Annotated in this window: 1 protein-coding gene; it reads right to left on the bottom strand. The window is 58.6% G+C overall.

Going from position 1 to position 227, the window contains the following annotated elements:
- Positions 1 to 227: metallopeptidase TldD-related protein (locus tag LD028_RS09870; RefSeq protein ID WP_237811713.1), on the bottom strand; the 227-nt coding region annotated here is incomplete at both ends.

Below are 227 nucleotides of genomic sequence, written 5' to 3'. Positions count from 1 at the left end.
AGGCGTGTACTCGCCTGCTTGAATAAATGTGTTCGACATCCGCGGAATCGCCGGGTATCGATACGACACACGCCTCCCGTGTCCGTTCGAATGCGTATCCCACCGCTTGGCGGCCGTACGGTCGTACATCAGTTCCTGCAGCCGGCCTTTCTGGATCAGCACGGTGGATTTGGCCTTTTCCCCTTCGTCATCCACGCGATAACTGCCGGACAGACCCGGTATGGTCG

Source organism: Anoxybacillus sp. LAT27 (assembly GCF_022030075.1).
In the GTDB taxonomy this organism is placed as follows: Bacteria; Bacillota; Bacilli; order Bacillales; family Anoxybacillaceae; genus Anoxybacillus; species Anoxybacillus kestanbolensis.
The sequence above is the reverse complement of the archived record's forward strand: the minus strand, read 5'-3'. Positions and strand labels throughout refer to the sequence as shown.